General features: G+C 66.3%; 22 protein-coding genes and 3 tRNA genes. 15 read left to right on the forward strand and 10 right to left on the reverse strand.

Features of this window, described 5'->3' with window-relative positions; all coding sequences use genetic code 11:
• Position 1 precedes the first annotated feature (1 nt).
• Together AAF481_02170 and AAF481_02175 are read left to right on the forward strand one after the other, a co-directional pair.
• Positions 2-946, forward strand: a complete 945-nt coding sequence (locus AAF481_02170) for a lysophospholipid acyltransferase family protein (GenBank protein ID MEM7479956.1) — start codon at positions 2-4, stop codon at positions 944-946.
• Positions 943-2,913 (forward strand): sulfatase, encoded by a 1,971-nt coding sequence (locus AAF481_02175; protein MEM7479957.1) that lies wholly within the window; start codon positions 943-945, stop codon positions 2,911-2,913. The genes AAF481_02170 and AAF481_02175 overlap by 4 nt, the downstream gene beginning before the upstream one ends.
• Before the next feature lies 1 nt (position 2,914).
• On the opposite strand, the gene tatC is transcribed toward AAF481_02175, so the two are convergent.
• Together tatC and AAF481_02185 are read right to left on the reverse strand one after the other, a co-directional pair.
• Complete coding sequence (gene tatC, locus AAF481_02180) at positions 2,915-3,634, reverse strand: twin-arginine translocase subunit TatC (GenBank protein MEM7479958.1); 720 nt, start codon at positions 3,632-3,634, stop codon at positions 2,915-2,917.
• A gap of 63 nt (positions 3,635-3,697) precedes the next feature.
• Entirely contained in the window at positions 3,698-4,090 is a 393-nt protein-coding gene (locus AAF481_02185; GenBank protein ID MEM7479959.1) for a twin-arginine translocase TatA/TatE family subunit, read from the reverse strand.
• Positions 4,091-4,170: 80 nt separating this feature from the next.
• On the opposite strand from AAF481_02185, the gene AAF481_02190 reads away from it, so the two are divergent.
• The gene (locus tag AAF481_02190; GenBank protein ID MEM7479960.1) at positions 4,171-5,817 is read left to right on the forward strand and encodes a S41 family peptidase; all 1,647 of its coding nucleotides are present in this window, start codon (positions 4,171-4,173) and stop codon (positions 5,815-5,817) included.
• A gap of 165 nt (positions 5,818-5,982) precedes the next feature.
• Here the strand turns inward: AAF481_02190 and AAF481_02195 are convergent, their stop codons facing one another.
• From AAF481_02195 to AAF481_02205, 3 genes are all read right to left on the reverse strand, one after another.
• A complete protein-coding gene (locus tag AAF481_02195) occupies positions 5,983-7,194 on the reverse strand; it encodes a hypothetical protein (GenBank protein ID MEM7479961.1) in 1,212 nt (403 codons plus the stop codon).
• Positions 7,195-7,387: 193 nt separating this feature from the next.
• Positions 7,388-8,356, reverse strand: coding sequence for a histone deacetylase (locus AAF481_02200; GenBank protein ID MEM7479962.1), 969 nt, complete (start codon positions 8,354-8,356; stop codon positions 7,388-7,390).
• Positions 8,357-8,420: 64 nt separating this feature from the next.
• Positions 8,421-9,224: a sigma-70 family RNA polymerase sigma factor gene (locus AAF481_02205; GenBank protein ID MEM7479963.1), complete on the reverse strand. Its 804-nt coding sequence runs from the start codon at positions 9,222-9,224 to the stop codon at positions 8,421-8,423.
• A gap of 130 nt (positions 9,225-9,354) precedes the next feature.
• On the opposite strand from AAF481_02205, the gene AAF481_02210 reads away from it, so the two are divergent.
• A complete protein-coding gene (locus AAF481_02210) occupies positions 9,355-10,767 on the forward strand; it encodes a sulfatase (protein MEM7479964.1) in 1,413 nt (470 codons plus the stop codon).
• Positions 10,768-10,877: 110 nt separating this feature from the next.
• Here the strand turns inward: AAF481_02210 and rpmG are convergent, their stop codons facing one another.
• The 3 genes from rpmG to AAF481_02225 all read right to left on the reverse strand — a co-directional run bounded on the left by rpmG (position 10,878) and on the right by AAF481_02225 (position 11,393).
• Entirely contained in the window at positions 10,878-11,033 is a 156-nt protein-coding gene (gene rpmG / locus AAF481_02215; GenBank protein MEM7479965.1) for a 50S ribosomal protein L33, read from the reverse strand.
• 137 nt (positions 11,034-11,170) lie between these two features.
• A tRNA-Asp gene (locus tag AAF481_02220) sits at positions 11,171-11,247 on the reverse strand.
• A gap of 69 nt (positions 11,248-11,316) precedes the next feature.
• A tRNA-Val gene (locus tag AAF481_02225) sits at positions 11,317-11,393 on the reverse strand.
• A gap of 282 nt (positions 11,394-11,675) precedes the next feature.
• Between AAF481_02225 and AAF481_02230 the strand changes: the two genes are divergently transcribed.
• From AAF481_02230 to AAF481_02275, 10 genes are all read left to right on the forward strand, one after another.
• The gene (locus AAF481_02230; protein ID MEM7479966.1) at positions 11,676-12,278 is read left to right on the forward strand and encodes a superoxide dismutase; all 603 of its coding nucleotides are present in this window, start codon (positions 11,676-11,678) and stop codon (positions 12,276-12,278) included.
• Positions 12,279-12,628: 350 nt separating this feature from the next.
• Complete coding sequence (locus tag AAF481_02235; GenBank protein MEM7479967.1) at positions 12,629-12,967, forward strand: metalloregulator ArsR/SmtB family transcription factor; 339 nt, start codon at positions 12,629-12,631, stop codon at positions 12,965-12,967.
• A gap of 191 nt (positions 12,968-13,158) precedes the next feature.
• Positions 13,159-13,235: transfer RNA gene (locus AAF481_02240), tRNA-Met, on the forward strand.
• A gap of 24 nt (positions 13,236-13,259) precedes the next feature.
• On the forward strand, positions 13,260-14,831 hold the full coding sequence (gene tilS, locus AAF481_02245) for a tRNA lysidine(34) synthetase TilS (GenBank protein MEM7479968.1): 1,572 nt from the start codon (positions 13,260-13,262) through the stop codon (positions 14,829-14,831).
• A gap of 97 nt (positions 14,832-14,928) precedes the next feature.
• The gene (ftsH, locus tag AAF481_02250; protein MEM7479969.1) at positions 14,929-16,932 is read left to right on the forward strand and encodes an ATP-dependent zinc metalloprotease FtsH; all 2,004 of its coding nucleotides are present in this window, start codon (positions 14,929-14,931) and stop codon (positions 16,930-16,932) included.
• A 33-nt stretch (positions 16,933-16,965) separates the two neighbouring features.
• Positions 16,966-17,925 (forward strand): dihydropteroate synthase, encoded by a 960-nt coding sequence (gene folP, locus AAF481_02255; GenBank protein MEM7479970.1) that lies wholly within the window; start codon positions 16,966-16,968, stop codon positions 17,923-17,925.
• Entirely contained in the window at positions 17,919-18,707 is a 789-nt protein-coding gene (gene cdaA, locus AAF481_02260; GenBank protein ID MEM7479971.1) for a diadenylate cyclase CdaA, read from the forward strand. The genes folP and cdaA overlap by 7 nt, the downstream gene beginning before the upstream one ends.
• On the forward strand, positions 18,704-19,432 hold the full coding sequence (locus tag AAF481_02265) for a CdaR family protein (protein ID MEM7479972.1): 729 nt from the start codon (positions 18,704-18,706) through the stop codon (positions 19,430-19,432). The genes cdaA and AAF481_02265 overlap by 4 nt, the downstream gene beginning before the upstream one ends.
• Before the next feature lie 14 nt (positions 19,433-19,446).
• On the forward strand, positions 19,447-20,796 hold the full coding sequence (glmM, locus tag AAF481_02270) for a phosphoglucosamine mutase (GenBank protein MEM7479973.1): 1,350 nt from the start codon (positions 19,447-19,449) through the stop codon (positions 20,794-20,796).
• A gap of 21 nt (positions 20,797-20,817) precedes the next feature.
• Positions 20,818-21,546, forward strand: coding sequence for a pyridoxine 5'-phosphate synthase (locus AAF481_02275; protein ID MEM7479974.1), 729 nt, complete (start codon positions 20,818-20,820; stop codon positions 21,544-21,546).
• 2 nt (positions 21,547-21,548) lie between these two features.
• On the opposite strand, the gene AAF481_02280 is transcribed toward AAF481_02275, so the two are convergent.
• On the reverse strand, positions 21,549-22,214 hold the full coding sequence (locus AAF481_02280; GenBank protein MEM7479975.1) for a hypothetical protein: 666 nt from the start codon (positions 22,212-22,214) through the stop codon (positions 21,549-21,551).
• A 233-nt stretch (positions 22,215-22,447) separates the two neighbouring features.
• Positions 22,448-23,239: a DNA/RNA nuclease SfsA gene (gene sfsA, locus AAF481_02285; GenBank protein ID MEM7479976.1), complete on the reverse strand. Its 792-nt coding sequence runs from the start codon at positions 23,237-23,239 to the stop codon at positions 22,448-22,450.
• 245 nt (positions 23,240-23,484) lie between these two features.
• Between sfsA and AAF481_02290 the strand changes: the two genes are divergently transcribed.
• Positions 23,485-25,806, forward strand: a complete 2,322-nt coding sequence (locus tag AAF481_02290) for a TonB-dependent hemoglobin/transferrin/lactoferrin family receptor (protein MEM7479977.1) — start codon at positions 23,485-23,487, stop codon at positions 25,804-25,806.
• Positions 25,807-25,813: the final 7 nt, after the last annotated feature.

A 25,813-nucleotide genomic window follows, 5' to 3' on the forward strand; every position in this document is an offset into this window, starting at 1 on the left:
GATGGCCTCAGACGTCTCACCCCGGGGCTCGATTCCGCCGCGGGCGCGCCTGATCGAGGCCGCCGTGCGCGGCCTGTCGGCCCTGCTCGGCCGGTTGCCCTGGTCGGTCGCACAGCGCATCGGGCGCGGCATCGGTAGCCTCACCTGGCACCTCGGAAGAAGGGATCGACGGCGGGCGCTGGAACATCTGGCCATCGCCTATCCGGAGCAATCCGAGGACGAACGAATCGCCCTGGCGCGGGCCTGCTTCCGCCACCACGGCACCACCCTGGCGGAGCTGCTCCACCTGCGCCACCGCAACTGGCGGCAGCTCGCGTCGCACATCGTCTGCGAAGGCTGGGAACACATAGCGGAAGCGCGCCGGCGGGGGCAGTCGGTACTGATCGTGAGTGGCCACTGCGGCAACTGGGAAATGCTCGCCGCCCTCACCAACGGCCGGGGCCGCGACCTGCCGCCGGACCAGCAGCTGGCCCTGTCGGTGATCGCCCGCTCCTGGAACGAGCCCAATCTGAACCGCATCATGGTCGATTTGCGGCGGCGCTTCGGCAGCGAGACCATCGAGCGGGGACAGCCGGATTCCGCCCGCCGGCTGCTCGGCGTGCTGCGGCGCGGCGACGCCCTGGCTCTGCTGATCGACCAGGACACCGACGTCGACGGCGTATGGGTGCCCTTCTTCGGCCGCCTCGCCTTCACCCCATCGGCCGCCGCCAAGCTCGGGCGCCGGCCCAAGGTGGCGGTGATCCCGACCTTCTCCGAACGCCTCGCCGACGGCCGCCATCGGGTCACCTTCCGGCCGCCGGTAGACCTGCCCCAAGACGAGCGCGAAGGCACTGCCCGGTTGACGGCAGAGATCGAACGTCAGGTCCGCAAGTGCCCGGAACAGTGGGTGTGGATGCACCGCCGCTGGCGCCGGCGGCCACCGGTCGAGGAGACGCCTGCTGGATGAACTCTCCGCTGCTAGACTCCCGCGCCATGCGCACCGCCCTCCTCGCCCTGACGGTCGCCGCTCTGCTGATCGGATGCGGCGACTCCGCCCGGGAGGAACCGGCCCCGCCCCCCTGGCAGCGCATCGACCTGTTCATCGAACGGCCGCAGGTGGAGATTGCGGGACCGCGCCGCGGCCGTGCCTTCGAGCGACGGCTGGAACCGCTGGGACCGCGGGACGATGGCGCCGACGTCGCCGAGGCACGACGCGGCCGGCGAGCCGGCAGCCAAGTGCGCACCGTCGCCCAGCAAGGCGGCACCCGCCTGGCCTGGTCCCTCCGCCTGCCGGAGGACGGCTACCTCTCCTTCGTCCCCCTGGGCAGCCCCGATGGCGCCTGCCGCTGCACCTACCGGACCGGCGTGCGCGACGCCGACGGTCTCCTGCAGGAGCTTTACCAAACGGAAGTGGGAACGGACCCGGCGGCGGCTCCGGCCACCGTCGAGCTGGACCTCACGCCTTTCGGCGACACCAACGTGGAGATCATCTTCCAGGTCGATCCCCGTCCCGGAACGGATCTCACCAGTGGGCCAACACCCTGGGCGCTGTGGGGCAGCCCGGCGATCTACGGTAGACGCGAGCCGGAACCGGCGACGGACGAACAGCCCCCGTCCGGCGGCAAGACGAGCGAGCCGGCACCGGCCAGACATCGGCCGGACATCGTCCTCCTCGGCTTCGATACGCTGCGCGCCGACGCCCTCGGGCCGCGCGGTTTCCGGACCACCCTGAGCCCGGCCCTCGATCACCTGGCAGCAAAAAGTGACGTGTGGACCCGCGCCTTCTCGGCCTTCAACGTCACCAATCCCAGCTTCGCCTCGATCCTGACCGGCCTGTGGGGCAAGAACCACGGCGTCTACGACCTGGTGACCCCCCTGCCGGAGGAGCACACCACCTTGGCGGAAGCGCTGTCCGCCGCCGGCTACCGCACCCTGGCGATCATCGCCGCGCGCCATCTCGGCCCGCGACCCTCCGGTCTCGGCCAGGGCTTTGACGAGGTGGTGGTCTCGGACCAGACCTTCGCCGCCGAGTTGGTGGTGGACATGGCAATCGACTACCTCGACGAGCACCTGCCCGCGGACCGGCCGGTGTTCGTGTGGCTGCACCTATTCGACCCGCACACCCCACACACTCCCCCCAAGCCCTACGCCCTGGGGCTGCGGCCGGCGGAGCCCTTCGGCCTGAAGCCGACCGGCGGCTGGCTGCCTTTTCGCCCCCTCGGGGCGCGAAGCTTCACGGAACGCTTCCTCGGCGGCCAGCGCGACCTCTACGACGGCGAAGTGGCCTATCTCGACCGCCAGGTGGACCGGCTGGTGGGCTTCCTGGAGGCCGGCGGCCACCTACCCGACACCCTGCTGGCGGCGGTGGCGGACCACGGCGAAAACCTGGGCGACCACGGCATCGATTTCCGCCACGCGGGCCTATGGGACTCCACTACCCACGTTCCGATGATGATCCGCTGGCCCGAGCGACAGGTGCCGCTGGATCCCGCCGGGCGGCCGCATCGCGGCCGGCATTTCGATGGCCTGGCCCAGAGCATCGACCTCTACCCCACCCTGCTGGCGGCGGCCGGCCTCAGCGCGGATGAGATACCGCCGTCGGACGGTCGCAACCTGCGAGATCCGCACGACGAAGGTCGCCGGGCGGTCTTCGCCGAACACGCCCACGGCCAGGGCGAGATGGTGCGGACCGCGGACTTCAAACTGATCTTAAGCCGCGACAACCCGATGGTGCCGGACCCAGTGATGCTCTACGACCTGCGCCAGGACCCGGGCGAGACGGAAAACCTTGCCGGCACCGGCCACCCGCAGGAAGAGCCCCTGCGCGAACTGCTCGAACGCTGGCATGGCGCCCGGCGCCCGGCGCCGAAGGCGGCGCCGGCGGAAATGTCGGAAGAGGATCTGGAGCGGCTTCGAGCTCTCGGATATCTCTGACCTACTCCTCGGCCTTCGCCCTGTTCCGCCGGAAGATCGCCGCGGCGGCCACTCCCAACAGGTACAGCCCGATGGTCGGCAGGGCGAACAGGCAGAGATTCACCACGTCCGGCGTCGGGGTGATGATCGCCGCCGCCACGAAGATGATGACCACCGCCCAGCGGAAGTGCCGCATCAGGAATCCCGGCGTGACCAGCCCGAGCATTGACAGCATCACGATCACGATCGGCAACTCGAACATCAGCCCGAGACCCAGAATCACCGTCAGCAGAAAGCGAAAGTAGCGCTCGATGGTGATCATCGGCTGGAACTGCTCGCCGATGCCGAGCAAAAACTCCACCGCGAAGGGAAAGGCAATGTAGTAGGCGAAGGCGCCGCCGGCGACGAAGAACAGGGTGCCGAAGACGATGAACGGCAGGGCGTAGCGCCGCTCGCGCTTGTACAGCCCCGGGGCGATAAAGCGCCAGGCCTGGTACATCAAGAAAGGCGAGACGAGAAAAAGCGACGCCAACAGCGCCACCTTGACGTACAGCAGGAAGGGATCCGAGATGCCCAGAAAGGTCAGCCGGGTGCCCTCCGGCAACAACCGCTCGACGGGCTTCGCCAGGAAGGCGAAGATGTGGTCGACGAAAGACCAGCAGGCGAGAAAGCCAACGAACAGTGCCGCTAGCGAGTAGACCAGTCGGCGACGCAGCTCCTCCAGGTGATCCAGAAGCCCCATTTGCTCCAGAACCTCGTCGTCGGCCGGCGGCAGGGCGCTCGAATCCCGCGCGGTGCTCAGCGGCTAGTCCTTTGCCGCTTCGGAGGCGGGCGAGGTTTCAGAAGCGGGCTTCGGAGGCGTCGCGCCGGCGGCAGGCTCGGTGCGCTTCTCAACCTCGTCGCGGCGGGCTACCTGCCGACGCGCCATCTCGGCCTGGGCGGAAGGCGCTTGGATCGACGGCACTTCGCCACCGGCGGTCGGTTGGAGGGCAGGAGGGGAGTTCTTCTCCGCCTCCTTCTCCTCTTCGAGGGCGATTTCCGTATTCAGGGTGCGCCGCAGGTCGTTGCTGGCGCGCCGGAACTCCCCCATCGCCTTGCCCAGGGTGCGGCCCGCCTGGGGCAACCGCTTCGGACCGAAGATCAGCAGAGCCAACGCCAGGATGAACAGCGCTTCGGGAATGCCCAACGAACCGAACACCGATACCTCCACCGCCAAGAAAGAAAATATCCGCCCCCACCGGGGGTCGGCGCGAGTCTTGAAATGCTACACTGTTTCGCATGAAAAGACCCTGGAAACAAGCCGCCATCTTCCTGTTTTTGCTCGCTCTGATCGGTGGGGGTCTGTTCGGCGATCGGGTACTCGCGCTGACCGATGAAGCTCGGGACACCCTCCGCGTCTACACCGATTTGGTCACCGTCGCCCACCAGCGGTACGGCGGAGAAGTGAGCTATCGCGACCTGGTGTATGCCTCGATCCAGGGCATGCTCCGAGAACTCGACCCCCACACCAGCTTTCTGCCGCCCAAGGCCTACACCGGCATGCGCGAGCGGCAGCAGTCGAGCTTCTACGGACTCGGCATCCTAGTCGGAGTCCGCAACGGCCAGTTGACGGTGATCAGCCCGATCGAGGGCACGCCGGCCTCGCGCCTCGGCATGCGCGCCGGCGACATCATCGACACCATCGAGGGGGAACCCACCGAGCAGATGTCCCTCGACGAGGCGGTGGATCGCTTGAAAGGCCCCAAGGACACCGAGGTGAACATCACCATCGTGCGCCGCGGCCTGGACGAGCCGCTGCAGCTCGCCGTTACCCGCGCTGAGATCCCACAGACCACCGTCCGCCTGGCCTACATGCTCGACGAGCGAACCGGCTACATGCAGATCTCGGACTTCGGGCGGGGCACCGGCCACGAGGTTTCGGAAGCCCTCGACAAGCTGCGCGACGAAGGCATGGAGCGCCTGCTGGTCGATCTGCGCAACAACGGCGGCGGCCTCCTCGACCAGGCCATCGAAGTAGCGGATCAATTCTTGGGCGAAGGCTCGCAGATCGTCGAAACCCGCGGCCGCACCCGCGACTCCTTCCAGTCCTTCCGCGCCTCGGACAAGTATCCGGACCTCGAACTGCCGGTGATCATGCTGGTCAACCGGGGCACCGCCTCGGCGGCGGAGATCCTTTCAGGCGCCGTTCAGGACCACGATGTGGGTCTGGTGGTGGGCACGCCCACCTGGGGCAAGGGTCTAGTGCAAACGGTCTACAGCCTGTCCTACGGGGCCGGTCTGGCGCTGACCACCGCCAAGTACTACACCCCCTCCGGACGGCTGATCCAGCGCGACTACTCCTCGTTCTTCGACTACTACAACTACGATCCGCTAGCCGAGGATCCGCGCGATGCGGTGCGCGACGACCTCGATCCGTCGGAGATCTTCACCACCGACCTGGGCCGCGAGGTCTACGGCGGCGGCGGCATCACGCCGGACGTGATCGTCGAACCGAACGAGTTCACGCCCTTCCAGCAGTATCTCTTCGCCCGCAGCGCCTACTTCGGCTTCGCAGTGGACTACGCCAGCAAGCTGTCGAAGGAGTCGATCGCTTCCTGGCAGCCGCCGCCGGAGCTGATCGCCGAATTCGAAAGCTGGTTGATCGAAGAGGACATTGCCACCCGGCAGAAGCTCGACGAGGAACTGGCCACGGACGACGTCCGCGCCCTGGCGGTGCGGCAGATCCACGGTGAAATCCTCAACTCGGCCCTCGGCCAGGAAGCCCGGCACCGGGTGGTGGCCCAAGGCGACGAGCAGATCTTGAAAGCCCTCCAGATGTTCGACCAGGCTGGCGACCTACTGGCCCGCCGCCTGAAGCTCGACCAGGCGGACGGCGAACCCCGGCAGACGGCGCAGCTTGAAGAGGCGGGGGCGCCCCAGGGTTAGGGACTGTAGAGGGAGCCTAGCGCACGCTACTGGAGACCCTTGACCGAGAGCGGCTCGAGGCCGCCTGAACACCCTCCATAGATCCGCAAACCAAAAACGCCCGCTCCTCGGAGCGGGCGTTTTCTATTGCGGCCGGGATTTCGGCCGCGCGATCGTGCTCGGAACCTACGGGTTGGCGATGGTGAAGTTCCGCTCGCCGATCAGGGTGACCGCGCCCAGCTCGTCGCGTACCAGCACCTGCAACTGGTGCCCACCGTTATCGATGCCGATGGTGTTGAGCAGGAAAGACCAGCCCGGGAAGTCGCTGTCCGGGTAGCCCGGGAAGAGCGACGACACGCTCGGCCGTGGCAGGCCGCGGACGGCGCTACCGACGACGGTACCGTCCACGGCGACCTGCACGTCGGCCACGCCCTCCCAGTCGAGGGCCCAGCCGGTGAACTCGACGGTGTTGTCGAACAGCAGGCCGTTCATCGGCAGGTCGATATTGCCGAAGGCGCCCTCGTTGCCTACCCGATCGTCGCACAGGAAGGTCACCGGCAGTTCGGCGATCTCGGCCACCTGGCCGCTCACGTCACCCACCCGCACGGACAGCACGTGGAATCCCTCCACGTACTGCAGTTCTTCGATCAGGAAGCCGAGGTCGAGGACGAAGCGGAAACCACTGTGGGGTGCGTCGCGGATATTCGGGTACAGCCGCTCGACGTCCAACCGGCGCAGACCGTAGCAGTTGGTCAGGCCACCGGTTTCCGTCCGGAAGCGGCAATCCACCCGGCTGTTGGCGTAGCGCGAGCCATCGATCAACAGCTCAACATAGCCGACCCCGGTGTCCCCCAGCTCGATACCCACGTCCAGCGCGTGGCCGGAAATCACCGAATAGCGCCGCTGCGGATCGTCCAAATTACAGTTACCGAACAGCTCGACGTTCGGCTGCGGATAGTTGATCGAGCCGAAGGGCACCAGATTGTGCGTCGAGTTGTTGAAATCGAACACCCGCGGGTTCAGGAAGGTGCGCTGGCCCGTGGCGCTGATCGCCAGCGGCGTCACCGTGTGCAGGCCGTTGGTGTAGCGGGTGGTGTCGAGCTGGTAGGAAAAGCCCGCCGCCGCGGAATCCGGGAACCCCGGAAAGGCCGCCTCGACCCCCGGCCGATTGCGCTGGTAGATGGCGCGGCCGTCGATCCGGCCATCGACGTAAATATCGACAGCGGCGATGCCGTCGTCATCCAGCGCCCAGCCGAACAATCCGATCACCCCGGCGGCGCCGTTGCCGCCGTCGACCCGGCCGCCGAAGGAGCCGAACGGCTGGCCCTGGGCCAGTGCCGGGCTCATCGCCAGCAGCAAGCATGCGATCCATCCCAGAATTAAGATCTTGCGCTTCATGGCTCGTTTCCTCCAGACCAGCGACAAAACAGTGCTCTGGCCGTTTGCGCCGCATTCATCGACGGGGATCTAAACTTTGAGTCCCGGCGAGCGGCAGACATCATGAGATCAGCTAGCGATGAGTTCACCTAACTTAAAGTAAAGCCTCAACTTTTCGCGCGATTCTACCCATTACTACTGACTGTCGTCAATTTCATGAAGGGGCACCGCGTAGCGCCAGCCGGGAAGAACGATCGACCGCCTGGCAATAGCGAACCACCAGACCGGGCAGCGCAGCGAGGTCGTAGCCCCCTTCCAGCACCGTCAACAGACGCCCCTCGCAGACCTCGTCCGCCAGATCACTCAGGGAGCTTCCCCAGCGGGCGATCTCCTCGCCGCTCACCCGCATCCCGCCCAGCGGGTCACCGCGCCAAGCGTCGAAGCCTGCCGAGATCAGCAGCGCCTGAGGCCTGAAGGCGGCGAGCGCCGGCACCACTCTGCGATCGATTGCGGCACCGTACTCGATATCGCCGACGCCGGCCGGCAGCGGCACATTGAGGGTCGCCTTCACCCCATCTCCGCGGCCCGTTTCGTCCTCCGCGCCGGTCCCCGGATAGAACGGGAACTGATGCACGCTGGCGAAGAACACGTCGCCGCGCTCCTCGAAAAGGTGCTGCGTGCCGTTGCCGTGATGCACATCGAAATCGAAGATCGCCACTCGGTCGAGACTGTGGTGACGCACCAAATGCTCCGCCGCCACGGCGACGTTGTTGAAGTAGCAAAAGCCCATCGCCATCGCCCGCTCAGCGTGATGCCCCGGTGGCCGCACCGCGGCCAGCGCCCGGCGATCCTCGGCGCCCCCCCCTAGCGCAATCCGATCGGCCGCCGCCAGAGTGGCTTCCACCGCCCCCCAGGCGGCGTCGAGGGTGCCGGCGACGAGGGGGTTGTCGGCCGAATCGATCAGCGCGTCGCCGCGCGCCACGGCACGCTCGAAGCGCTCCACGTACTCCGCGTCGTGGACCCAGCGAAGGGCTTCCGCCGGCGCCTCCGAAGGCGGTGTCCGAACCACCTCGAAATCCGCTTCCTCGAGCGCTAGGAGAACCGACCGCAGGCGCTCCGGCACCTCCGGGCAACCGGCTGGCGGATGATGTCCGAGGCATCGTTCGTCGGTGAACACGCGCATCGCGCCATGATACCTCCGAACATTCGACAAAAGCTATCTTTCTTGCCGCGCCGAAGAGACTTCCCTAGCAGGCCAAGCGATGCCTACCGGATCGCCTCTGAAAGGCGAGGCGCAGCATGTGGCGCACGCCTTCCGGCAGTTCTTCGAAAGGAGTGCAGGCGGCCGCATCGCTTGGTCTTAGTTCCTCGTTCCGACGGGCTTCGAGTTGGCGTCGGCAGCGCCACAGCAGCGAATCGACGCTCGACGAAGCGACCTTGCCGCCGGAAGCCGCCGCCACCTCCCGGCTGGTCCAGCCGCCGGCCAGCACCAGGGTCACGATCCAGGCGGTCCGGCGACGGTCCAGGCGCCCTTGCTCTGCCAGCCAGCGGCAGCCCGAGAGCAACTGAGACCGGGATTCGCGTTCGAGCAGAAGGTCCTCCGGGGTGGGTCCCGGATCGGTGTACTGCCAGGCCGGCATGCGCTCCCGCCGCCAGTCGCCACCGCGCTTGAGGGCGCGATCGGCCCGCAAGCGGGAAATCATCGTCGTGCGTACCACCCGCTTCAGATACAGCACCACCTGCCCTCGAGCCATGCCCTCGAAAGCGAAAAGGCCGCGCTCGAAGATTCGGCAGTAGACTTCCTGCAGGAGATCCTCCGGCACGAGGTCCCCGGGGCCGAGGCGAAAACGCCGCAGCGCGCCGGCTACCAACCGCTCGATCAAAGCGCCGAAACGCTCGACGAAAGCGTCCTCCCCGGCCTCCCAGGTCCAGTCCTCCTCGGTACCGCGCTCTCCAGGCCGGCCTGTCCGGCCGTCTGCTGCCCTCGATCCACCTTCGCGAACCGCAACGGACGCACCGCGATCCACATCCAACGCTATGGAAGGAATCATTTTCCCTCTCCTCAGGCTAGGGAGAGAGGGGAACGCTGTAGGGGAAGCCGCGCCGGGAACCCGGCTCGACAAGGCCCGCGCAGCATAGCACGGAAAAACCACGCTCCAGGAACGGTACAATCCGCCTTCCATGCTGCACCGCCCTTGCACCCTCGCTCGCCTTTCGCTTCTCGTCCTGACCCTGACGTGGGTCGCCGGCTGCGGAGGCCCGTCGGAATCCACCGCCGAGACCACGCCCCGCCACACCCTGCGCGGCGCGGCGGCAGGCTGGAACGTCGTTCTGGTGTCAGTGGATACGCTGCGCGCCGATCGCCTCGGCAGTTGGGGATACGAGGGGCGGCGCGACAACAGCCCGCGGATCGACGAGCTGGTCGCCGGCGGTGTCCAGTTCGAGCGCGCCCAGGCACCCCGAGCCTTGACCTGGCCGTCGATGGCGTCGGTGCTCACCGGCCTCTACCCGAGCGGCCACGGGTTGATCGAGAACGGCTACGCCTTGCCGGACAACCTCCCCACCCTGCCCTTGCGCCTAGCGGAGGCCGGCTATCAAACCGGTGCTTTCCTGAGCAATATGTGCAAGGCCAACCACCGGGGTTGGGATGCCTTCCAATGCACCGGCGGGCAAGACGCCAAGGCGGTCCAGAGCGCCGGCGATTGGCTGGCCGGCCGCGCGGCGGAGACGCCTTTCTTTCTGTGGGTCCACCTCTTCGGAGCGCACGGCCCGTACTACAACGGCGGTGACCTCGCTGCCCGCCAGCTCGACCCGGGATACGAAGGCATCCTCGGCCCGAAGAAGTGGCGCCTGAACCGGGTGATGACCCAGCCGATTGCTCTCGCACCGCGCGACCTGATCCATCTCGACGCCCTCTATGACGCCTCGGTGATGGGGACGGACCGCTTCGTGGCGCGGCTGCTCGACCAGATTCGCCAGCATCCGCGGACGCTGATCGTGTTCCTGTCCGACCACGGCGAGGAACTCTACGAGCACAACGGCTACCTCTACCACGCCTGCTCGGTGTACGAGACCACCCTGCATGTCCCCCTCGCCTTTACCGCCGACGGACTGCTGCCGACAGGTGCCTCGGTGCCGCAGGATGTGGAGTTGATCGATGTCGCCCCGACGCTCCTCGATCTCCTAGGCCTCGAGCCCTTCGAGCGCGTCCACGGGGCCTCGCTGCTGCGCTACCTGGAAAGGCCCGGCGAGGGCGGCAAGGGCAAAGCGGCCTTCTCCGAGTACGGCGACACGCGCATCCACACGGTGGTAGCGGAGGGCTGGAAGCTGGTCGACAACCCGGACCGCCATCAACCGATATGCCTGGCCGGAGCACCGGCCGGCCACTATCCCCTGGAGGCGGTGGAACTCTACGACCTGCGGACCGACCCGGGCGAAACCACCAACCTGGCCGGCGAGAACCCGCAGAAGGTCAGAGAACTCCAGCGGCTGATCGCGCGGCGCTTCGCGGGCATCTCGGACAGAACCGAGAAGCAGGAGATCCCGGACGATCTGAGGGAAGAGTTAGAGAGCCTCGGATACCTGACCAATTGATCCGGACACGCGGCATCGACCGCCGTTTCGGCGGGTCGACGACTTGATGGGATGGGGATGAAGAAAACCGGGCTCAACAGGAGAGCCCGGCCTGCTGCCGCGTCAACGAACTAGCGCAGCTTTTCCTCGACGAATTCGACGTGCTTGCGCACCTTGGGGTCGTACTTCTTCAAGCGGAGTTTCTCCGTCGAGAGACGCTTGTTCTTCGTCGTGGTGTAGAAATATCCGGTTCCGGCAGACGAAACCAGCTTGATCTTGTCGCGCATGATGTCCTCCTTCGGCGCCCTTCGTCCGGCGGTCGCCGATCTCTACGTTAGAGACCGACGCCAACGTGGCAACCGCCCGGCACGATGGAAAAACCTTCCGTGCGGGCGGCCGATGGGCGCATCATGTTTGCTCTCGATGGCGGGGCCGACGGGACTCGAACCCGCGACCTCCGGCGTGACAGGCCGGCATTCTAACCAACTGAACTACGACCCCATTGTTCGAGATGGACTCGCGGTCGCTCTCTCTACCTCATCATCCTCTACCCCCGATCCGGGCGGGTTTTGGTGGGAGGTGAGGGACTCGAACCCGCGACCCCCTGCGTGTAAAGCAGGTGCTCTAGCCAGCTGAGCTAACCTCCCAGCGGCGCAAGGTTCGCCATGGTACAGAAGACAGAACGCCAAAGTCAACGCCCGGCATTCCCCTTCGTCGGAAGCCGCGGAGCCATCCGGCCGGCATCGCCCCGCTCCGGCCAAGAGCCGCCTTGAGAACGTGCGATACTTCCATTCCGCCATCCGCACCGAGGGCCGTTGGCGGGCAGATTGGACCCCACTTTCTGCACCGATCGCGAACTTCCGGGCCGCGGCTAACCGTCCGTCGCCGCGGCCGTGATCACTCATCTCATTCCTCACGGAGGAGGACGCATGTTCAAGATTCCCGACCTTCCCTACGCCGTTGACGCGCTGGAGCCGCATATCGACGCCAAGACCATGGAGATCCACCACGACCGCCACCACCAGGCCTACTGCAACAAGCTGAACGATGCCCTCGAAGGGCATCCGGATCTGGCCGCCAAGAGTGTCGAACAACTGCTGAAGGACATCGGTAGCCTGCCGGAGTCGGTGCGCGGCGCCGTGCGCAATCACGGCGGCGGCCTTGCCAACCACAGCCTCTTCTGGCCCACCATGACCCCCGGCGGCAGCTCCGCGCCGCAGGGTGACCTGGCCTCGGCCATCGACGGCGCCTTCGGCAGCCTGGACAGCCTCAAGGAGAAGCTGCTCGACGCGGCCGGCGGCCAGTTCGGTTCCGGCTGGGGCTGGCTGGTGGTCGATGGTGGCGGCCTCGAGGTGATCGCCCGTCCGAATCAGGACAGTCCGCTGATGGAGGGCAAGACCCCGATCCTCGGCGTTGACGTCTGGGAGCACGCCTACTACCTGAGGTACCAGAACAAGCGTCCAGACTATCTGGCCGCCTGGTGGCAGGTGATCAACTGGCGGAACGTTGAAGAGCGCTTCGCCGCCGCTTGACCGAGGGCTTCCCGGCGCGCTTCCGGAGAGCGGGGACTTTCCTCTCCGGAAGCGCCAGTGCGGCCGACCCAGGAGCGTATCGGCGCATGAAAATCGGGAAATTTGCCCCCCGCCCCCCCTCCATACGGGCCTCCTGACCCTCAAAATCCTCGGAATTTGTATTCCTGAAAGAGGATTCCTTGCAGATCTAAAAGTTGGATATTCATAAGTTTGCACGACTCAGCGCACGTTCTGAGCATTGATGCGCCCATTGTGCGCATTGAATTCAAGTCAAATTCAAGTCCACCTCCTCTACACTTTGCTCGTCGAAGCAAGGCACTATGCCCCTTATCCCGAAGGAGGTGGACCCGATGGCTGAACAGCTCCAAGTGACTCAGATTTCTTCTCATCTTCACACCCGCGACGGACGCCAGCTCACGAAGGTCTTCAAGGCCCTCTCGGACGCGACCCGGCAGGAGATTCTCCGCCTGTTGGAATCGCAGCAGCGCACGGTGGGTGAGATCGTCGGAAACTTCAATCTTTCGCAGCCGACGATTTCGCGGCACCTGTCGGTCTTGAAGGAGGCGGATCTGGTGGTGGACCAGCGGCAAGGTCAGAATGTGATCTACCGCCTCAACGACAACGCGCTGGAGACTTCCATGCGCGAGTTCTTCGGCCAGTTCCGGACCTGTCAGGAAGCGCTCCGCTGAGGGGTCTCGCGGCGCCTTTCTGACGACCGAATCCAGCCCTCCTTTCTGCTCCCGGAGCGGCGCTTGGATTCGCCTTCACGCGCGCGCTATACTGCCGGGCCTTGACCGGCGGCGGTCAGCCAATCCGTGGATGGCTCCTACTCGAGCCGCGGGTTGGCTTTCTGCGTTCGGCGGTCGGAGTTTCACACCGAGGCGGTGTAGCTCAGCTGGTTAGAGCGAGCGACTCATAATCGCTAGGTCGGGGGTTCAAGTCCCTTCACCGCCACCACTCCCCTTCCCTACGGTCAGGCTCATGGCGGCGACTCAGGAACTCGGTGAGTTTCCATTCGCCTCGAGAGGCGAATGGAAACTCGACAAGTCCTCTCTTTTCTCTCTCGACAAGTCCTCTCTTTCCTCCGTCGACAAGTCCTCTCTTTCCTCTCTCGTCCGAACCTCTTCGTCCCTAGTCTCTTCCTCGAAGTCGGTCTGTGCCAGGGTTGAACAACTCCTGTCGGAGGCGCTCGATGACTTGCCTGCTTCGGAACCCACTCCTTTGGTGGTGGGTTTCTCTGGAGGAACTGACTCCTCTGCTCTTCTGTTGGCCCTCTCCCAATCTTCACTCGTTCGGCCCATCGCCGCTCATCTAGACCATGGTCTTGACCCCTCCTCCCGTGATCGAGCCAAAGCCGCTGACCAGATTGCCCGATCTCTAGGCGTCGACTGGGTTTCGGAACGGCGAACGGTCGTCGACTCCGGAGACGGGATCGAGGCCGCCGGGCGATCGGCTCGATATTCGTTTTTGGCGGAGACGGCGCGGCGGGTGGGGGCTTCGGTGGTGACTACCGGGCATCATCTGGAAGACCAGGCGGAGACGGTTTTGCTGCGGATTCTGTTTGGGTCGGGGGTAGCTGGGCTTTCCGGGATGGCGGCGGTGGGGACGGTGCCGGGGGCGGCGGACTTGACTTTGGTTCGGCCGCTGCTGGGGGTGCGGCGGGCGGTGCTGGCCGAGATCGTTCGGGAGGCTGAACTCAAGCCGGTGGAGGATCCTTCGAATCTGGATCTCTCGTTGGCTCGCAATCTGGTGCGGCATCGGCTGCTGCCGGTCCTGGAGCAGGAGGAGGGGGATCTGGCGCCACGGCTGGCGAGGCTGGCGAGGCGGGCTCGGGGGGCTCGGCGGCGGATCGATGAGGTGCTCGCGGAGCGGTTGGCGGTGGCGGCGGCTGAGGAAGGGCCTTCGGTGGAGCTCGTGGAGTTGAGGAGCTTGCCGGATCCGCTGTGGGAGTTTGGGCTGGCTCGGCTGCATCGGGCGGCGGGACTTCCGCTGCCGCCTTCGGCCCGGGCGCGGGCGGAGCTGCGGCGGCAGGTGGCGGCTTCCGGGGAAGTGGTTTGTGACTGCGGTGGGGGCTGGCGGTGGAGGGAGAGTGGGGGACGGTTGATACTGGAGCGGCCGGGGCCCACGGCGCCCGGTTTCACGTATACTCTCCAGGCTCCTGGCGAGGTGGAGATCGGCGAGCTGGGATTGCGATTTCGATTGCGCCGCGGCGCCTTCGAAGACTGGATGCTCCAGGGCTCGGCGCGGCGTGCGGGCTTGGTTTTGCCGCTTCGCCCCGGCCAATCGGTGACCGTACGGTCGCGGCGACCCGGCGATCGCCTACGGCCTTTCGGGGCGGCGGGGCAGAGGAAGCTCAAGGACGTCTTGATCGATAAGCGGGTACCGCGCGCCGAACGCAACGCGATTCCGCTGCTCTGTCTGGGCGAGGAAGGACGCCGGATCGCATGGGTTCCGGGCATCACCATCGACGACCGATACCGCATCGACCCATCGAATCTCAGACCTTCGACCATCTGGATTGCCGAACTGCTGAACACGCCTCCGGACTCCTGAATCGGCGTTTTCTGGAATCTGGGACCGGTCTCAGCCGTTGGGTTCAGTAGCCGCGGACGCTGCTGTCCCGTCAGTACCCTTCGAGAGGATTGTCGTTTTGAATCAGACCCTTCGCACTTTGTTCCTCTGGATGGCGATCCTGGTCGTCGTCATGATGCTCTGGAACCTGCTCAATATCGGCCAGGCCAAGTCCACCGAGCTGGAATTCTCGGAGTTCACCGCGGCCCTCGACGAGGGCATCATCAAGACGGTGACGATCAAGGACAAGGAGCTCGAAGGGACGTTCCGGGCGAGCAGCCGCTACCAGGAAGATGCTCCGTTCTCGGTGGTCTTGCCGCAGAACTCGACCTTCGAGTTCACCACCGAGTTGATGGAAAAAGGCGTCTCCGTCGCCGGTGAGACGACGGATCAGAGCCCGCTGTTTGCGATCCTCATCACCTGGGGGCCGGTGCTGCTGCTGGTCGGCCTGTGGATCTTTTTCATGCGCCAGATGCAGTCCGGCGGCAACAAGGCGCTGTCCTTCGGCAAGAGCCGGGCGAAACCGCTGTCTGCGTCCGGCAAGAAGGTCACCTTCAAGGACGTCGCCGGGGTCGAAGAGGCGAAGGAAGAGCTGTCCGAGATCATCGAGTTCCTGAAGGAGCCCCAGAAGTTCCAGAAGTTGGGCGGCCGCATTCCCAAGGGGGTTCTGCTAATGGGACCGCCGGGTACCGGCAAGACCCTGCTAGCGCGGGCGATCGCTGGCGAGGCGGGGGTGCCGTTCTTCTCCATCTCCGGCTCGGACTTCGTGGAGATGTTCGTCGGCGTTGGCGCCAGCCGGGTGCGCGACCTGTTCGAACAGGGCAAGAAGAACGCTCCCTGCATCGTCTTCATCGACGAGATCGACGCCGTCGGCCGCCATCGCGGCGCCGGCCTGGGCGGCGGCCACGACGAGCGGGAACAGACCCTCAATCAGCTCTTGGTGGAGATGGACGGCTTCGAGTCGAACGAAGGGGTGATCCTGATCGCCGCCACCAACCGGCCGGATGTGCTCGATCCGGCGCTCCTGCGACCGGGCCGATTCGACCGTCGGGTAGTGGTGGACCGGCCGGACATCAACGGTCGCCTCGGCATCCTGAAGGTCCACACCCGGGACATTCCCTTGGCGGACTCCCTGAACCTCGGAACCATCGCCCGCGGCACGCCCGGATTCGCCGGCGCCGACCTCGCCAATCTGGTCAACGAGGCGGCGCTGATCGCCGCTCGACGGGGCCAGAAGGCGGTCACTATGGAGGACTTCGAGTTCGCCAAGGACAAGGTGATGATGGGGGTCGAGCGCAAGACCCTGATGCTGACCGACGACGAGAAGCGCATCACCGCCTACCACGAGGCGGGTCACGCCCTGGTGGCGGTGTTCTCGCCGGCTTCGGACCCGCTCCATAAGGTCACTATCATTCCCCGCGGCCGCGCTCTCGGCTTGACCATGCAGTTGCCGACGGAGGACAAGTACACCTACAAGAAGGCCTACCTCGAAACGCAGATCGCGATCCTGATGGGCGGCCGGGTGGCCGAGGAGCTGACCCAAGAGGACATCACCACCGGCGCCGGCAACGACATCGAACGCGCCACCGACATGGCCCGCAAGATGGTGTGCGAGTGGGGCATGTCGCCCCTCGGCCCCCTTTCCTTCGGTGGTCAGGAGGAACCGGTCTTCCTCGGCCGAGAATTCAGCCAACAGGCCGACTACAGCCAGGACACGGCCATCCGCATCGACCGCGAGGTCGAATCCATCGTCCAGACCGGCTATAAGAAGGCGGTGGACATCCTCACGGAGCACCGGGACCTGCTGGAGCGCCTGTCGTTGATGCTGCTCGATCAGGAGTCGATCGACGGCTCGGCGGTGTACGACATGGCCGAGGAGGCGACCGGCCAGGAGCTGCGTCCGGAAGTGCCGCAATTCGAGTTCGACGACGAGGCGGACGACAAACCGGCCGTGGCGGCTGAAGGCAACGGCTCCGGGAACGGCGCACCGCAAGGCACCGAAGGCGCCATGCTCCCGGCCGAAGAGGCGGTCGCCACCGAGGGCGCCGAGGCGCCGGAAGACCCCCAGCCGAAACCCAACTGAGGCGTAGCCGACGTCACCTCCCAAGAGTCACGATTGGAAGTTACCGCCCGCTCCCCCTCCGCCCGCCCAGCCGGCACCCTCACCTTGCCCGACGGGCGCACCCTCTCTTGGGGAAGGACGCCGCGGGTGATGGGCATCCTCAACCTGACCCCGGACTCGTTCAGCGACGGCGGCCTGTGGCGCGAGCCGGAGCACGCCGTGGCGGGAGCCCTCGAAATGCTCGATCGGGGCGCCGACGTGATCGACCTCGGCGCCGAATCCACTCGCCCCGGCGGTGGCGTCTACGGTGACGGTGCCCGCACGGTGCCGGCACCAGAGGAGCTGGACCGGCTGCTGCCGGTGCTCCGCCCACTGCGGCGGGCGACGGACGCTCCGATATCGGTGGATACCCGCAAGGGTTCCGTCGCCGCCGCCGTCCTGGCCGAAGGGGCCGACCTGATCAACGACGTCGCCGCCCTGGAAGATCCGGCGATGGGCCGCGCCGTTGCCGAGGCCGGCTGTCCGGTGGTGTTGATGCACAGTCGCGGCGAGCTGGCGACCATGCAGGAGCGCATCGCCTTCGACGACGTGGTGGCTGAGGTGCGAAGGGAGCTCGGCCGGGCGGTCGAGCGAGCCCGGACGGCGGGCGTCGCGGACGAGCAGATCGTGGTCGACCCGGGGATCGGTTTTGGCAAGACCGGTGCACAGAATCTCGCCCTGCTCCGCCACCTGCCGGCCCTCGCGGACCTCGGGTTTCCGCTGCTGGTGGGAGCCAGCCGCAAGAGCTTCATCGGCGAGATCACCGCCGCTCCGGCGGACCGCCGGCTGGCCGGCAGCCTGGCGGCGGCGGCCTGGGCGGCGGACGCGGGGGTTGCCCTGCTGCGGGTGCACGACGTCGAGGAGACGGCGCGCTTCCTCAAGGTGTGGGCGGCAATCGCCGAATCCGCCGATGGTCGCCTGCGGCCTTCGCCGGAAGGTGCCTGCCGGGCGCCCGAGGAGGTCCCCAAGTGCTAGCGGAGTTCTTCGCCACCGTCGGCTGGCGCGACGTTCTCGACATCTTCGCGGTGGCGATCGTCATCTACTACCTGCTGCTGCTGATCCGCGGCACGCGGGCGGTGCAGACGCTCCTCGGCATCGTCTTCGTCGGCCTGGTCTACTACGCCGCCCGCCTCGCCGGCCTGGAGACCCTGCGGCAGATCCTCGAAAGCCTGCTGCTGCTCCTGCCCATCGCGATCATCATCCTGTTCCAGCACGAGATCCGTCAGGCCTTGGCCAACTTCGGCCGCAATCCCCTGTGGGGCATCGCCAAGCAGGCGAAGGTCGAGTCGACCTTTCAGGAGATCGTGCTGGCGGCGACCTCTCTGGCCGCCCGGCGGGTCGGCGCGCTGATCGTGATCGAGCGCCTGGAAGGGCTGCGCAACTTCATCGAGAACGGCATTTCCCTAGACTCGGAAATGTCCTACAACCTGCTGATCAACATCTTCTCGCCGGACACCCCGCTGCACGACGGCGCGGTGATCGTGCAGGACGACCGCATCGCCGCGGCGGCCTGTTTTCTGCCGCTCACCTTCAACCCGGAGGTTTCGACGGACCTCGGCACCCGCCACCGGGCGGCCCTCGGCATCAGCGAGGAGACCGACGCCCTGGCGGTGGTGGTTTCGGAGGAGACCGGAACCATCTCCGTCGCCTTCGAGGGCGCCCTGACCCGCAACCTGGACTCGAAGGGCCTGCGCAACATCCTCTACAAATATCTGATCACCGATCTCTACCCGCAGGGCGGCGGAGCGCCGGCGTGAACGAGCGCGCCCAAACCTGGGGCCTGCGCATTCTTGCCCTCGCCCTGGCCATCGGCCTGTGGTTTGGAATCTCCCTCGGTCAGCGGGAGACCAGCGGCGAAACGGTGGTGCGCGCCCAGGTGCTGTTCAACAATCCCGCGGGGCTGGTGATCTTCGATCCCGGGGTGGAGATTTCGGTGCTGCTCTCCGGACCGGACAGCAAGGTCAGCGAACTCGACCCGCGCCAGGTGCGCATTCGGGTGGATCTCACCGAGGCCCAGCCGGGCACCACCACCGTCAGCCTGACCACCGGCGACGTCACCGCGCCGAGCGATCTGAACGTCGTCTCCATCACCCCCAGCCAGCTCCAATTGCGGGTGGACGAGAAGGTACAGCGCAATCTGCCCATCGAGCCGGTCTTCGTGGGCGAACCGGCGGCCGGCGCCTTGCTCGGCGACTACCGCGTGGTGCCGTCGCAGATCCCCGTCGAGGGCCCGCGCTCGATGGTCGAAGGGCTCACCCACCTGAAGACTTCGCCGATCGATCTCGACGGCCACGCCATCACCTTCGAGGCCAACACCACGGTGGTCAGCCCGGATCCGCTGATCCAGATGATGCAGTCGTCGCGCGTCGCCGTGCTGATCCCCCGCAGGGTCAGCCAGCCGGAGGGCGACTCGGCGGCCCTCGGCTTCGGCGACGGCAACTTGAACGAAGACCCAGCGCAGGACCCGGCGCAGGACTCATAGGCCAGGAAGACCCCATGACGGCACCACGACTTTTCGGCACCGACGGCATTCGAGCGCCCTTCGGCAGCCACCCCCTCGACCAACCGACCGTCGGAGCACTGGGCGCGGCCCTCGGCGAGACCCTGCGCCGGCACAGCGAGGTGCCGCGCATCGTTCTCGGCGGCGATACCCGAGACAGCCGCGGCCCCCTCGCTGCGTGGCTGGCCACCGGCCTGGCGGCGAGCGGCGTACGGGTGTTCGACGCCGGCGTGCTGCCGACGCCGGGCGTCGCCTTTTTGGTGCGCGAGCACGAGGCCGACGCCGGTGTCGCCCTGTCGGCGAGCCACAACCCCTATCCGGACAACGGCATCAAACTGATCGATGCCCAGGGATTCAAGTGGACCCCCGAGGCCGAAGCGGCCCTCGAAGAGCGCATGGCGGCGAAGGATCTACCGGGGGCCACCGAGGGATCCCTCGAACCTCTCGATAGCGCGAGCTATCGAGAGTCGCTGGTGGCCTCGCTGGGATCCGAGCGCCTGCCCCTCGCCGGCCTGCGACTCGCCCTCGACACCGGGCACGGCGCGGCCTCGGCCCTCGCCGGGGCGCTGTTCGATGAGCTGGGGGCCGAAGTCACTTTGCTCGGCCATTCCCCGGACGGCCAGAACATCAATCGCGACTGCGGCTCAACCGAGCCGGGGGAGCTCGCCGAGACGGTGCGGCGGGAACGCCTCGACGCCGGTTTCGCCTTCGACGGCGATGCGGACCGGGCGATCCTGGTGGATGAAGAGGGCACCGTGCGCGACGGCGACCACATCCTCTACCTGTGGGCGCGGGATTTGGCTGCCGCCGGTCACCTCGATCCCAAGGCCCTGGTGGTCACCTCGATGAGCAATCTGGGGTTGGAGCGCGCCCTGGCGGCGGACGGCATCGAGGTGCTGCGCTGCGGGGTGGGCGATCGCCAGGTGGTCGACACCCTACGCCGGCACGATCTGGCGCTCGGCGGCGAGCAGTCCGGCCACATCGTCAACTTGCGCCTCTCCACCACCGGTGACGGCCTGCTGACCGCGCTGCAGACGGCGGCGATTCTGCGCCGGGCGGATCGCCCGGTGAGCGCCCTGCTTTCGGCCTTTCGGCGCTTCCCGCAGATCCTGCAGAACGTCACCGTCGCCCGCAAACCGGACCTCACCACCCTGCCGGCGGTAGTCGCGGCGGCCCGCGATGCCGAGGAGCGGCTGGGCCAGGAGGGGCGGCTGGTACTGCGCTATAGCGGCACCGAGCCCCTCGCCCGGGTGATGATCGAGGGGCCGGACCAGGCCACCATCGAACGGTTGGCCGGCAACATCGCTCACGCCATCGCCGGCGAGATCGGCGCGGAAAGCGCCTGACTTCTACTTCGAGGTCTCCCTATGGATACGCTGCTCTCGGTCAACATCGATCACGTTGCCACCCTGCGGCAGGCCCGCCGTGCCGCCTACCCGGATCCCGTCGAGGCGGCGGCGATCGCCGAGGAGGCCGGCGCCCACGGCATCACCGTCCATCTACGCGGCGACCGGCGCCACATCCAGGATCACGACGTCGAGCGCCTGCGCCCGGCGGTGCAAGGCAAGCTGAACCTGGAAATCGCCGCCGAACCGGAGATGCTAGCCCTGGCCCTCCAATGGCAGCCGGACCAGGTGACCCTGGTGCCCGAGCGGCCGGACGAGGTCACCACCGAAGGCGGCCTCGACCTGACCGTGGCGCCGCAGCGCATCGTCGAGGCCATCGAACGCCTGACCGGCGGCGGCATCGCGGTGTCGCTCTTCCTCGATCCGGACCCATTCCAGATCGAACGCCTCCACGAGTTGGCCAGCCGCGCCCGCCTGGCGATCGCCGGGTTCGAGATCAACACCGATGCCTACACCCGCGACCCGAGCGAAGCGCAGATCATGGCCCTGGAGGAAACCGCCGCCGCCGGCACCCTCGCCGGCTTCCGGGTGTACGCCGGCCACGGCCTGACGACCTCCAACGTCGGTCCCGTCGCGGAGATCCCGGCGGTCGAGGAACTCAACATCGGTCACTGGTTGATCTCGCGCTCCGTCGCCGTCGGCCTGGCGGCAGCGGTGCGCGAAATGCTGGGGGCGATGCGGCCCAGTTAGCGCTAGGGAGCGCCGGCTTCCGCTTTCCCCTCCCCTGCAGCACCCTCCGCCATCGGCTGCCGACGCCACAGGTGCGTTCGGTCCAGATTCCAGTTGCCGGCTTCATCGATCTTGAAAGATCTCGTCTCCTGTTCATCGCCCTCGACCGTGGAGCGATGGCCGATCCGAGACGCACTGTCGGCGGCGGCGCTGACAAAGGTCTGTACCGACTCCATCATCCCGTCGTCGGTCCGCCGGGTAAAGCCCGTGCCCAGGGGACCGTCCCAACCGAACTGAAGTAAGGCCAGCCGCCCCTCGAGGGGATCCCAGTACTCCCGAAACTGCCAGAAGGTCCAGACCTCCTTGCCCTCCTGGAGGCCGTAGAGTCGACCGATCAAGCTCTGCTCGCCGATGCCCCAGGACCACTCCAGCCCGTAGGCATCGAGCGGCTCCGACTCGCTCTTGTGTTCCGAGTTGTCGGTGATCCAGTTGCCGATGAGTCCCCGCCAGTGCTCTTTCACCCAGTCCGGTCTCGGATGTAGGTTGGGAGCGGCGCTCGACGGTGCCGATTGAACTGCGGCTTCCGGCTCGTCCGAGGCGGCCGTCGCGGCGGTCGCACAGCCGGTCATCCCAGCGACGACCAAGACGAAGAAGAAGGCCATTGCGCATCGTTTCGATATCTGGTTCATAACGCTATTCTCCTCGCAGTGCCCGCCAAACTCAAATGGCCTAGCCGCCACCGGCTAGCAGGGTGCTGAAACACTCGCCAGCACCCTGCTCCGAGCCTGAAAGGCGAGGCGGCGCCGAAGGCGCCGTGGACGGGGTGAGCCCGAAAACACTAGTGTTTTCGGGCGAGGGGGGCGCCCAGCCCCCTCAAGAGAAAGCTAGCAAGGCAGCTGAAAGGATAGGACGAAGGCCTTTTTCAGCAACCTGCTAGCGGCAGGTTCTTGCGCTCGACTCGGGTTTTCCGCCAGCGCTCGATGCGCTCCGTGCGGTAGGGCTTGAAATCCACCGGCAGGCGACGGGTGACGATCATCTCAGCCGGCGTGTGGCGCACCTCGATGGCCGAAAACCGCACGCCGGAGGATTTGACCTCGCGGGCCGTCGCGGCAAAAACCGGATCGTGGACGTCGCTCGGCCGCAGCGCCTGGGCCCCGGGATACTGACAGACAAACAGCACCTCCCCTCGCTTGCGGGTCGTACGCAGGTCGGCGAGTTCTCGCAAATGGCCGGCGGCGCGCTGCGAGACCGAATCCGGGAAATAGGCGCGGCCATCCGGGTAGACCAAATGGCAGTTCTTGACCTCCAGGAAGATTTCCCGCCGGCCGCGCCGCAACCAGAAGTCGATCCGGGAGTTCTCGCCGTAGCGCTGCTCCGGCTTCATCTCGTCCCAGGCGTTCAGCCACGGCAAAGCCCTGGCTTCGAGCAACTGGCGAACGATACGGTTGGGCTCGGTGGTCTCGGCTCCCACCAGCACCCCATCCACCTCGGCGAGCTGCCAGGTGAACTTCAGCTTGCGCTTCGGATTGCTGGCGCGCGACAACCACACCCGGCTGCCCGGCCGGGTGAGCCCCTCCATCGCTCCGGGATTGACGCAGTGGGCCGTCACCTGGCCTTCGCCGGGCAGCTCGACATCCGCCAGAAAGCGCTTGTAGCGACGTACGAGAACACCTTCGAGCAGGGGCGCGGTGCGGGGAATGTGGAACGGGAGCATAGCCGCCGCATGAGAACAGACTTCGCCGCCGGAGGAAAGGGGTTTTCGGACACCGCGGGTTGACAAAGAGCACCAGATCGGTCCAGAATAGAGGTACGCAATTGAGATTGCGTCTCAATAGATTCGCTAGAAGCGCCACATACAAGAAATCCGACGGCTCATGGCCCCCCGCAAGTAGTCGACGCCGACGGTCAATAAACCTGCCCCGGCACGAAGCCGTGGCCCGTTCCAAGGAGACATTCGCTATGTCCCGCCAGCTCCTCCACCGGCTCTCCGTTTTGTCGGCTCTGGTCGCTGCACTCGCCATCCCTTTCTCCCTTTCAGCACAGCAAGAACCCACGTCGACGGCCGAAGCATCCAACGACGCGTCCATCGAAGCAGCGGGCGAAACGGCCGACGATGAACAGGCTTCGACCTTCCTTGACGAAATCACCGTCTCGTCGACCCGCAGCGAGCGCACGGTCGGCGAAACGGCCGGTTCCACGACGGTGATCGACGCCGAGAAAATCGCCGACGAGCTGATGATCGATTCCCAGGATTTGGTGCGCTACGAACCCGGGGTCTACGTGGACTCGGATCCCACCCGCCTCGGGTTGAGCGGCTTCAACATCCGAGGCATCGGCGGCAACCGGGTGCAGACTCAGGTCGACGGCATCCCGACCGCCGAACAGTTCGATTTCGGCCCCTTCTCCGCCACCCAGGTGGGGATCGAGCTGGTCAACCTGCAGTCCGCCGAGATCGTGCGTAGCTCCGGTTCTTCGCTCTACGGCAGCGATGCCCTGGGCGGCGTCGTCTCGCTGGTCACCAAGAGCCCGCGCGACATTCTCGGCGCAGACTCCTCCGCCCTCGGCGTCTTCCTCGGCTACTCCGGCCGCAACGAAGAAGAATTCGTCGGCGTGAGTGTCGCCGGACAGACGGACCAGTGGTTGGGCTCCCTCTTCGTGAGCGGCCGCCAAGCGGCCGAAACCGAAAACCAAGGCACGTTAGCGAGCAACGACCGGACGCGCACCGCCCCCAACCCGATCGATACGGACGACCTCAATGGGCTCGCCAAGCTCACCCGGGTGATCAGCCCGTCCAACGAGATCGAGTTTGCCGCCGAGTTCCGCAACTCCGAAAGCGAGACCGACGTCATTTCTTCGCAGCGGGTCATCGACTTCAGCTTCGTTCTGCCGCCGGGCGGCCAGTTCCTGATCGACGTGCAGAACGTCGACGCCGTCGATGAGCAGGAGCGCACCCGCTTCAGCCTGCGCCAGCTCGCCGTGGTGCCGACCGCGATCTTCGACGACTTCTCTTGGCAGGGGTATGTCACCCAGACGGAAACCACCCAGGTGGTCGACGAACTGCGGATCAACACCGTGACCCTGTTCGGCCCCCCCTCGGTGCAGCGGGTGGCGCGCAGCGGCTCCTTCGAGTTCGAGCAGGAAGGATTCGGAGCCGAGGCGCAGTTCCGCAAAACCCTCGGTCAGTCCGTCGAACACCGCCTGACCTACGGCCTCAGCCTGCGGCGCGACACCTTTGACGTGCTGCGTGACCGGGAGGACATCGACCTGGACACCGGCGCGCTGGTGCCTTCGTCGCTGATCTTCCCGACCAAGTACTTCCCCGAAAGCGACGTCGACGAGTACGGCCTCTACCTGCAGGACGAAATCGAACTCGCCAACGGCCGCCTGCTGCTGGTCCCCGGCGTGCGCTACGACCGCTACGACCTGCAGCCCGACGGCAACGACCAAATCTTCCTGGACGGCAATCCGGGCCAGCCCGATCCGGTGGGCCTCGAGGACTCGGCCGTCTCGCCGCGCCTCGGTGTGGTGGCGAGCCTCACCTCCAAGGTGTCTCTCGTCGCGCAGTACGCCAGCGGCTTCCGCGCGCCGCCTTTCAGCGCCGTCAACAACGGCTTCACCAACCAGGCCGGCGGCTATCGGACCCTTCCGAACCCGGATCTCGAGGCCGAAACCAGCCGCAACGTCGAGGCGGGCTTCCGCTTTGCTTCGAATCGCGGCGCCTTCAGCGTGACCTACTTCGACAATACCTTCGACGAGTTCATCGAGACGGTGACCCTCGGCTTCAATCCGCAGGTCGGGCTGCTGGAGTTCCAGCCGCAGAACATCGATCAGGTGGAGATCTCCGGCGTGGAGCTGTCGACGGATCACCGCATCGCATCGGCTTGGCGCCTGCGCACAGCCTTCGCCTACATCGAGGGCGACAACGTCACCGACAATGTGCCGCTGGAATCCATCGCCCCGCCGGAGGCCGTCATCGGCCTGGACTTCAACCCAGCAAACTCTCCCTGGAACGCTTCCCTGGTGGCAACGGTGGTTGACGACAAGGACGCCGAAGACCTCCCCGGCGGCCGCTTCGCTCCGGAAGGCTACGAAACCCTGGATCTTTACCTGGGCTACCGCTTCAGCGAGAGTTGGGACGTGCGGCTGGGTGGTTTCAACCTGACCGACGAAACCTACTGGCAGTGGTCGAACGCGCGCGGCTTGAGCGCTAGCTCGTCCGTTCTCGACCGCTACACGAGCCCCGGCCGGCAGGCCGCGTTGTCCCTGCGCTTTCGCCGGTAGGCCGGGA

Source organism: Acidobacteriota bacterium (genome assembly GCA_039030395.1).
GTDB lineage: Bacteria > Acidobacteriota > Thermoanaerobaculia > Multivoradales > JBCCEF01 > JBCCEF01.

Coding starts and splice junctions, on each gene's coding strand:
- AAF481_02280 (MEM7479975.1), bottom strand. CDS start 22,214: ATGAACCAGATATCGAAACGATGCGCAATGGCCTTCTTCTTCGTCTTG.
- AAF481_02275 (MEM7479974.1), top strand. CDS start 20,818: ATGGATACGCTGCTCTCGGTCAACATCGATCACGTTGCCACCCTGCGG.
- glmM (MEM7479973.1), top strand. CDS start 19,447: ATGACGGCACCACGACTTTTCGGCACCGACGGCATTCGAGCGCCCTTC.
- AAF481_02200 (MEM7479962.1), bottom strand. CDS start 8,356: ATGCGCGTGTTCACCGACGAACGATGCCTCGGACATCATCCGCCAGCC.
- sfsA (MEM7479976.1), bottom strand. CDS start 23,239: ATGCTCCCGTTCCACATTCCCCGCACCGCGCCCCTGCTCGAAGGTGTT.
- AAF481_02235 (MEM7479967.1), top strand. CDS start 12,629: ATGGCTGAACAGCTCCAAGTGACTCAGATTTCTTCTCATCTTCACACC.
- tilS (MEM7479968.1), top strand. CDS start 13,260: ATGGCGGCGACTCAGGAACTCGGTGAGTTTCCATTCGCCTCGAGAGGC.
- tatC (MEM7479958.1), bottom strand. CDS start 3,634: ATGGGGCTTCTGGATCACCTGGAGGAGCTGCGTCGCCGACTGGTCTAC.
- AAF481_02195 (MEM7479961.1), bottom strand. CDS start 7,194: ATGAAGCGCAAGATCTTAATTCTGGGATGGATCGCATGCTTGCTGCTG.
- AAF481_02205 (MEM7479963.1), bottom strand. CDS start 9,224: ATGATTCCTTCCATAGCGTTGGATGTGGATCGCGGTGCGTCCGTTGCG.
- AAF481_02170 (MEM7479956.1), top strand. CDS start 2: ATGGCCTCAGACGTCTCACCCCGGGGCTCGATTCCGCCGCGGGCGCGC.
- rpmG (MEM7479965.1), bottom strand. CDS start 11,033: ATGCGCGACAAGATCAAGCTGGTTTCGTCTGCCGGAACCGGATATTTC.
- AAF481_02290 (MEM7479977.1), top strand. CDS start 23,485: ATGTCCCGCCAGCTCCTCCACCGGCTCTCCGTTTTGTCGGCTCTGGTC.
- AAF481_02175 (MEM7479957.1), top strand. CDS start 943: ATGAACTCTCCGCTGCTAGACTCCCGCGCCATGCGCACCGCCCTCCTC.
- AAF481_02230 (MEM7479966.1), top strand. CDS start 11,676: ATGTTCAAGATTCCCGACCTTCCCTACGCCGTTGACGCGCTGGAGCCG.
- AAF481_02190 (MEM7479960.1), top strand. CDS start 4,171: ATGAAAAGACCCTGGAAACAAGCCGCCATCTTCCTGTTTTTGCTCGCT.
- AAF481_02210 (MEM7479964.1), top strand. CDS start 9,355: ATGCTGCACCGCCCTTGCACCCTCGCTCGCCTTTCGCTTCTCGTCCTG.